Source organism: Crenobacter sp. CS_VA4, assembly GCF_055597485.1.
Genome location: NZ_JBVMAE010000058.1, coordinates 1 through 7608, shown reverse-complemented (window position 1 = coordinate 7608; position 7608 = coordinate 1). Strand labels below are relative to the sequence as shown.

Genomic DNA, 7608 nt, shown 5'->3' with positions numbered 1-7608 from the left:
CGCCTCTGCGCCGATGATAGTGTGGCATTCGCCATGTGAAAGTAGGTCACCGCCAGACTCCCCATTCGCTTTGCAGCCCCGCTGCGAAGCACCCAAAGCCCCGACTCCCTGAGCCGGGGCTTTGGGCTTTGTGGCTTCGCTCGGATTGAAGACCGTCTTACTGAGTTGTCCTGTGTTTTCAAGACAACTCGACTGGACCCAGCCGCTAAGCGACGTCACGCCTCATCAATGCAGGCGAGGCCTAGGCCTGTTCGAAAGTGCGTGTAGCCGCGTCGATCAGCTCTGCCACCTCCTGGGCATGTGATGCCAATGAGGCGTGGCTTGCCACAAGGGAGAGCGTTTTCCTCAGCTTGATTCGCTCCGCCATCCAACGCTCGGCCTCCGGCGGAATCATCTGGTCGTCCTCCGAAATCTGGTACCAGCTCGGCTTGGTTTTCCAGGCCGGTGGGCCGGACTTGTCTTCAAAACAGCGGCCTGCAATCGGCTTCTGCGTCACAGCCATCACCAGCGCCTCGGTCTCATCCAGGTCGCCGGCGAAGCTCTCGCGGAACGCTTCCGGGGCGAGCCACAGAAAACCGTCCGCATCGGGCACGATATGGCCGGCGCCGGCCGGCGGCGCCTGCCGCGCGAAGATGCCGCCCAGGCTATCGCCCTCGTCGGGCGCGAATGCTGCGATATAGACCAGCCCGACCACATTGGGGGCATGCCCAGCGCCGGTGATCACCGCGCCGCCGTAGGAGTGGCCGACCAGCAGGGTGGGGCCGCCTTGCGCCACCGCGAGCTTGGTGGTGCGCTCGACGTCGTCGGCCAGGCTGGCGAGCGGGTTCTGTACCGCGGCAACCCTATAGCCCTTGGCCTGCAGCAGGGGGATGACGTGCCGTCAGTACGAGGCATCGCCCTAGGCGCCGTGCATGAGCACGATGTTCAACTTGGCCATGGCCATTCTCCTTTCCCCGGCAGCAAGGACGGGGGCTGCCACCCGATGAAACCGAAGGACGCCGACCGCCCGGGAGGGGCGGCTAGCGCACCAGGTCGATCAGCAGGTGGAGCAGTGACGCAACCAGCGCTATCGTCGCAACGCCGGCCAGCCATAGGCCGATGAACCAGCGCCATTGCCCGGATTTGCTCGTCTTGTCGGTGCTCATGATGCGATCTCGCGTCGTTGATGGACTGCCCGATGGGCCGAGCAGGGAGGGGCAGTGATAGCCGCTGTCACTCTCGCGCACCTTGCCGCGGAACACCCAGTAGCCCAACGCAGTGTAGGCCAGGATGATCGGGATGATCACCAGTGCACCGACCAGCGCGAAGGCCTGGCTGCTGTGCGGAGCGGCCGCTTGCCACAGCGTCACCGAGGGCGGGATCAGGTGCGGCCAGATGCTGACCAGGAAGCCGACATAGCCGAGTGCCGCGATGAGCAAGGCAAGGAAATACGGCGTTTTTTCCTGCCCCTGCGCGACCACGCGGAAGATGCCCCAGACGCACAGTACCACGGCCACCGGCACCGGCACCGGCAGCAGGTAGAACAGGTTGGGCAGGCTGAACCAGCGCGCGGCGATGGTCGGGTCGATCAGCGGCGTCCACAGGCTGGCCACGGCGATCATCAGCAACAGCAGCGCGGTGAGCGGGCGCATCAGACAGAATTAAGTGACTTTTTTTGCCGATTACTTTATTGCAACGCAAATAACAGCTTGCAATGACTCAGGCATGCCACGCGCTGCCGATGACTAAATGTTTCTCTATCAACGCTGGCCTGCTGTATTATATGGACGCCCCTGTAATGGACTCTGCCATCTCGTCTAATTTTCTGATTAAAAGGGGGTATCAAACTCCGACATAAAGCATACTGGTCTGTCTCGGGTAATATGGGCTGTCTGATGAGAAATAAGCATAATGGTGTGGTCCAATGAATTTTGGGGAAGTGAAGGTGGCATGGCTTTAAATTAAAGTCTGACCACCTCGCACTCGGTCAATGATGATTTAGACCAGTTCTAGATGGGTCAAATGGGTAGGCCAAACTCACACCAAATAGAGTTGCCTTTGGGACCGTTCTTGACGTTGGTTTCTTGCAACCATTTGATGGCGACGCCAGCGTGCGGTTTCCACGAATAGAATAGCTGTGGCCCTACCGCTACCTTATGCAGTCGATTTCCTTCCTGAATGGTGTTTGGTCCTTGCTGAGTGTCATCGGTAAACTGTTTCGTGAGAAAACCAGCTAATCCAACTCGCCAGTTAGGTGCATCTAGCAGTTGATAACCAATGTAGAAATCAGTGTTGAACAGATCGCCGGAGCGGTAATGAGTTTCACGGTTTGGTGCATTGAAGGACAGAGACGAGCTTAGTGACAGTTCCCAAGCTGAGGATGGAAACCAAGTTAGTCCGAGTTCTTGAGTGTAAGAATAAAAGTGGGTGGAAGAGTTGGCAAGTTGATGCGAGTCATAATTGCCAATTGGAATATAGCCGCCGAACCCAGTCAGCAAGTGCAGGGAGGGCGTAGGAGAGTAAGTTAGGAAAAGTGGGGTCACGTAAAGACTGTTGAAACCAGTAGAAGCATCGCTCTCCCCAAATGCTTTGACACTGATATTGTTGCCACCGACCACAATGCCACTACTCAAGTTGATACCCGATCCTGTTTCTATGTTCCAAGTATGAACAAATCGGAGTGCATCGGCAATCAAGTCCAGCTTAAATTCTGGGATTGAAGATTTCTCACGATTATCTCTGAAACTGTCGGCAGTATAGTAAGCCGTATAATTATAGAGTTCAGTTTCTCCACGAGAAGGTAGTACGGCCGGCAAAACGGTATTGACTCCAAGTGGCCAGTTGGCGTTGCCGTTTTCAGCGGCAAAGACGGGAATGGCGAGGGTGGTAAGCAGCAGAACACTGCCTTGCTGTAGCACAGAGCGGCTTGTTTTCATGTCTCTCTCCTTTGTTTTAATTGCAGAGGCAGATCTGTTAGTTGTCTGCCTTATTTTGTGTATATCAGATCAGTTTTATCTCCTTGATAAAGCGACCACGGGGCTGTGGCGGTAATTGGGCTAGGATGAATCGATTTCATATAAACTACATCCTCAGATAGGCTAATCACAGGCAAGCAGTCTCCACGGTCATGCTCCAGGGGGAGTGACACAAAGGAACCAGATGGCTCACACAGTATGAATGCCAGCTTGAGTAGAAATAACTCGGTTTCGCCAGATCGACCTAGTCCAGGCGCTTTACTAAGTTCGCATAGGGGAAATTGGGACTGTAATTAGGAAGGATCCGGAAACCATCCTGAAGTCGATATCGAACAAGCTGCTGGTTTCCGGTTGTATATTTCATGCGTTAAAGAGGCTTGTCATGGCGACGGAGTGCTGGAGCTGTTCAGTTGATAAAAATGACTACGATCGACCTTGTCCTTCACCCGATCGCCCAGCTCGGCAGAAAATTTCAATAACGCTAGTAAGGGGCGATGATGAATGCTGATCTCGATAATTTCATCGTTATCATTCATGGTCAGTACCGTAACCCCTGATAACTCCAGACCACTGAAGGTGCGAGCCTCCCACTCCAGCCATGTCCGTTTACCATTTTTCGCCTGATCGATGAATACTAGGTGCGCGTAACCTGCACTGGCCCCGGCCATCACCACCTTGACTAAGTCCCGACCGATGATGGGCTTGATGAGCGCACTTGCCTGCAGCCGCACGTCGTCAGCAAGAGCCGCCTCAAAAGCGCTCGCATCGTTTTGAGCAAACGCGTCAGTCCAGGGCTGTTCTTGTGCTGTGCCACGAGTATTTGTTGCCATGCTGATATCTATCTCCTCTGAAAAAACCTGCTTACTGAGCCGTTCTCGACCGCGCCTCTAAGGGTTACCTGTCAGGAAACCAGTAATGATCTCGGCCACAACCGCCGGTCGTTCCACGTGCGGCCAATGGCCGGCATTCCGGATCGATACAGTTGATGCCTGTGGAAACCGTGGAGTGACCAGCGAGTCCAGCAACTCGGGGGTAATAAACGAATCGTCGGATCCGCTGGCTACCAGAACGGGGCCTCTAAACAGGCTTTCGGATTGTCCAGCTATGGCGCCACTGCTCCACGCCTCGAAGAGGGCTTGGACAGTTGCCGTTGGCACTTTCATACCGATACTGACTAAGTTGTCGAGCACGCTTTCCACGTTGGGACCCGCAAACTGCCTGCGCAGACGGCGTTGGCCGTCGGCATTACCACCAAGAGCGCGCATCACGGATGCGATCTCGTCGGGCATTGGTAGGCCGCCTAGGGGCACAGGCGTAAGTAGCAACAGCGCCGCGATGTGGTCAGGACATGCCATGGCAACGAGCTCCGCAATCTGAGCCCCCATGCTGTGCCCGACGAGCACAACGGGGTGATCTAACTTGTCCATTGCATTGGCGACATCGTGAGCAAGACGGTGCAGCGTAAACGGACCTGGATCGGCAGTACGGTTCCCCATGCCCGGCAGATCAAGCATCACGCTGGTTATGCCTTCGGCTGCAAGAGCATTTGATACGGGGTGCCACAGACTTCCTTCATCAAGGAACCCATGGATGAACACCACTGTGTGCTTATCGCTGTCCCGGAGGGCCGCGGAGGCGGGGAGCTCGGCTGAGTCAGGGGTCTTCTCTGCATCAAGTAGCTTTAGTGTCATCGTCTCTATCTCCTTTTCTGCATCTCATGCGACGTTGCATTGCCCGTCAGCAGGTGACAAAATAGGTGCATGGCCACCTATTTGTCAACGAGGAGTTAGATGCATGGTTAGCAGAACGGATGTCACTTTCCCGGCTGATGGCGGGATCACGCTAGGCGCATGGCTTTTCTTGCCTGACGGCCCAGGTCCTCATCCTGCCATTACTATGGCGCACGGCTATGCCGGGACCAAGAGTCATGGTATCGAGTGCTTTGCCAAAGCCTTTGCCGAAGCAGGTTTTGTGGTACTCCTTCACGACCATCGAAACTTTGGAGCAAGCGGCGGTGAGCCCCGTGGCGATGTTGACCCGTGGCGGCAGATCGCCGACTGGCGTAGGGCAATTTCGTACCTGGAGTCCCGGCCAGAAGTTGATCCGAATCGGCTGGGCCTGTGGGGTACCAGCTATGCCGGAGGCCATGCCATAGTTCTCGGTGCTACTGATCGACGGTTGCGTTGCGTGGTCTCGCAGGTGCCGACGATTAGTGGTTATGAGCAGGGTTTGCGACGTATTTCCCCCGATACGCTGCCCATGTTGGAAGAAGCCTTCGCTGAGGATGAAAGGGCACAGTTGCGCGGAGAGCCCCCGCGCCGGCAGGCGATTGTCAGCACCGATCCAGCCATTCCCGCGGCGTATCGTTCCAAAGAAGCCATCGACTTCTATCTACAACCCATTCCAGAGGGCATCTGGGATAACGAGGTTACGGTGCGCTCGACCCGAGCTGCGCGGATGTATGAGCCCGGCGCCTGGATTGCTCGAGTGTCGCCGACGCCGCTACTTATGGTCGTCGCTCAAGATGACCGGGTCACCCTCACAGATCTGGAGCTTGCCGCCTATGAACGTGCACTTGAGCCGAAGAAGCTTGTGCTTATTTCGGGCGGGCACTTCGACCCCTATCTCGATCAGTTCCCACTTGCCAAAGCCGCAGCCACGGCTTGGTTCCTAGAACACCTCAGCTAACTATCAGGAGCAACAGACATGACGCAAATGACTGCGCACATTGACGGCGCCATCGCGATTATCACTCTCGATAACCAGCCGCAGAATCGGCTCGGCCTCGAGTTTTTGGAAAATTTCGAGGAAATCGTCGAAAGAATCGCCAACAGTGAGGCGCGCGCCGTATTACTAAAAGCTAATGGCCCCAACTTCAGTTACGGAGGCGATATCCTGCCCTGGCCAGGAAAAAATGCCAATGAGCTCAGGGCACTCTTCGATCGATATTGGACAGTCTACAATCGCTTTGAACGGCTCCCCATTCCGACCGTAGCGGCCGTGCAGGGCATCTGTTTCGGTGGCGGATTCGAGCTGGTGCTTCGTTGTGACATGATGTTCGCTGCGGCTTCTGCAACGTTCGCACACCCTGAGCAGACGCTCGGTATCACGACACTGCTAGGCGGCGTCCAGCGCGTCGCTGAGCGAGCCGGGCGCAATTTTGCCGCAGAACTCGCGTTCACGTCGAAACCCATGTCAGCCGAAACTATGTTTAATCGCGGCATCGTCAATCGTGTTGTCGTCGATAACGATCTTGAGACCGAAGTCGCTGCGTTTGTCCATGGTCTCGCGACAGGTCCGACACGCGCTCATGCGGTGCACAAGGCGCTTTTGCGTTTGTGGGGGCTTGGTGGAGTTCAGGCTGCTGACGAGGCTCTACTCGATCTATCGATGCCGTTATTCGAAACGGAGGACGCCAAACGCGGCCTAGAGTCAGCGATAAGTGCGTTGGCTCGCGGCGATAAGCGCCCGATCCTTGAGTTCAAGGGGCGCTGACCTCCACAGTCAGCTCTGGGTTGCTAAATGGATTACGCTGCTCTTTTGGTCCCTTGCAACTTGGCCCATGCCGGCTTCCGCATATAGTCCTAATGGTATTCGTTTTCATAAGGAAGCCGGCATGGCGACAGACATCATCTGTGGCCAATTTTACGGAGCCATCAGCCAATAGCATTGGGCAGTCCATCCATAATGAAGGGCTTGGGGTATCGGTTGGACTTGAGGGTGCGGCATCTACTGGCAGGATCGAGCATGATCCGATTTAACCTTTCCCACGGTGACTCGGCTTGAGAGACCATGCCCAATTGTCTTGTCGCCCGTGAGAAGTACAGAAAGTGGGGGCATTGCGCCGATTTTCGTCGCTTGATCACGGGCATTAGCTTGTGGAGACCGTTGGTGGCGGGGATAGATTCAGTCGATCAGAAGTTCTGTATTAGTGACCTGCGCCATCACCATCCGCATCTCGCGTGCCTTCTCTTGACCAAACTGACTCTCAAATCGGCTCTGAGCTTTAGCCCATGCCGACTCTCCTTGTTGTACGTTCTCAAGGCCGATATCTGTGAGGACAACAATACGAGACCGTCGATCCTGTGGGTCCACTTCGATAGCAACCAGGCCATCTCGCTGCAACGGCTTAATGTTGTGCCCCACCGTTGTTCTATCCATTACCATGGCTTCAGCCAGCTCGTTAATGGTCATGGAGCCACGCGTAGAAAGGGAGCGCAAGATAATGTACTGTGTTCCACGTAAACCAACTTCGGCAAGACATGCATCATAGAAGCGAGTCATGTGCCGCGCGGCCTTGCGTATAGCTGTACAGTTACACAAAGAGACCTCGGTGGAGATGTCATTCGGCATAGTCATATCTACTCCTAATCTAGCTCCTACTGGAAATTAAGGGTATACACACATAATAACATTCTTTGTCATTGCGTTTCGGCGCTCCCGCTTGGCGCTTGGTTGGTCATTCAGACCAACATCACGCGCTTGGGGAGCTGGCTGCATCAAGCATCGCCTCGGCCACCTGAGGCAGCGCCGCCAGCAAGGGATGTCCGGACTCATAGGTCTGACTGGCGGCGTACGCGCCTTCAATCAGCAAAGCCAGGCCATTGGCCAAGGCTTGCGCGTCGCGGGCCCCGACCTGCTTCGCCAATTCCAA

At 55.6% G+C, this 7608-nt stretch carries 8 protein-coding genes and 1 pseudogene; 2 read left to right on the top strand and 7 right to left on the bottom strand.

The window, feature by feature from the left end; translation table 11 throughout:
• Positions 1-241: 241 nt before the first annotated feature.
• The 5 genes from ACZ2IA_RS22530 to ACZ2IA_RS22510 form a co-directional block, all read right to left on the bottom strand.
• The gene (locus ACZ2IA_RS22530) at positions 242-811 is read right to left on the bottom strand and encodes an alpha/beta hydrolase (protein WP_470294829.1); all 570 of its coding nucleotides are present in this window, start codon (positions 809-811) and stop codon (positions 242-244) included.
• Between the two features lie 208 nt (positions 812-1019).
• A complete protein-coding gene (locus ACZ2IA_RS22525; RefSeq protein ID WP_470294828.1) occupies positions 1020-1631 on the bottom strand; it encodes a cytochrome d ubiquinol oxidase subunit II in 612 nt (203 codons plus the stop codon).
• 366 nt (positions 1632-1997) lie between these two features.
• Positions 1998-2915 (bottom strand): SphA family protein, encoded by a 918-nt coding sequence (locus ACZ2IA_RS22520; RefSeq protein WP_470294827.1) that lies wholly within the window; start codon positions 2913-2915, stop codon positions 1998-2000.
• Positions 2916-3334: 419 nt separating this feature from the next.
• Positions 3335-3784: a nuclear transport factor 2 family protein gene (locus ACZ2IA_RS22515; protein WP_470294826.1), complete on the bottom strand. Its 450-nt coding sequence runs from the start codon at positions 3782-3784 to the stop codon at positions 3335-3337.
• Between the two features lie 57 nt (positions 3785-3841).
• On the bottom strand, positions 3842-4645 hold the full coding sequence (locus ACZ2IA_RS22510) for an alpha/beta fold hydrolase (protein WP_470294825.1): 804 nt from the start codon (positions 4643-4645) through the stop codon (positions 3842-3844).
• A 103-nt stretch (positions 4646-4748) separates the two neighbouring features.
• On the opposite strand from ACZ2IA_RS22510, the gene ACZ2IA_RS22505 reads away from it, so the two are divergent.
• Positions 4749-5642, top strand: coding sequence for an alpha/beta hydrolase (locus tag ACZ2IA_RS22505; RefSeq protein WP_470294824.1), 894 nt, complete (start codon positions 4749-4751; stop codon positions 5640-5642).
• Between the two features lie 18 nt (positions 5643-5660).
• On the top strand, positions 5661-6449 hold the full coding sequence (locus tag ACZ2IA_RS22500) for an enoyl-CoA hydratase/isomerase family protein (RefSeq protein ID WP_470294823.1): 789 nt from the start codon (positions 5661-5663) through the stop codon (positions 6447-6449).
• A gap of 411 nt (positions 6450-6860) precedes the next feature.
• Here ACZ2IA_RS22500 and ACZ2IA_RS22495 read toward each other — a convergent pair whose 3' ends face one another.
• Entirely contained in the window at positions 6861-7313 is a 453-nt protein-coding gene (locus ACZ2IA_RS22495; RefSeq protein WP_470294822.1) for a MarR family winged helix-turn-helix transcriptional regulator, read from the bottom strand.
• A gap of 115 nt (positions 7314-7428) precedes the next feature.
• Positions 7429-7608, bottom strand: a pseudogene (locus tag ACZ2IA_RS22490) (TetR/AcrR family transcriptional regulator); the annotation flags it as partial.

Excerpts from the sequence above, each read along its gene's own strand:
- ACZ2IA_RS22525 (WP_470294828.1), bottom strand. The coding sequence starts at position 1,631 with ATGCGCCCGCTCACCGCGCTGCTGTTGCTGATGATCGCCGTGGCCAGC.
- ACZ2IA_RS22520 (WP_470294827.1), bottom strand. The coding sequence starts at position 2,915 with ATGAAAACAAGCCGCTCTGTGCTACAGCAAGGCAGTGTTCTGCTGCTT.
- ACZ2IA_RS22515 (WP_470294826.1), bottom strand. The coding sequence starts at position 3,784 with ATGGCAACAAATACTCGTGGCACAGCACAAGAACAGCCCTGGACTGAC.
- ACZ2IA_RS22510 (WP_470294825.1), bottom strand. The coding sequence starts at position 4,645 with ATGACACTAAAGCTACTTGATGCAGAGAAGACCCCTGACTCAGCCGAG.
- ACZ2IA_RS22505 (WP_470294824.1), top strand. The coding sequence starts at position 4,749 with ATGGTTAGCAGAACGGATGTCACTTTCCCGGCTGATGGCGGGATCACG.
- ACZ2IA_RS22500 (WP_470294823.1), top strand. The coding sequence starts at position 5,661 with ATGACGCAAATGACTGCGCACATTGACGGCGCCATCGCGATTATCACT.
- ACZ2IA_RS22495 (WP_470294822.1), bottom strand. The coding sequence starts at position 7,313 with ATGACTATGCCGAATGACATCTCCACCGAGGTCTCTTTGTGTAACTGT.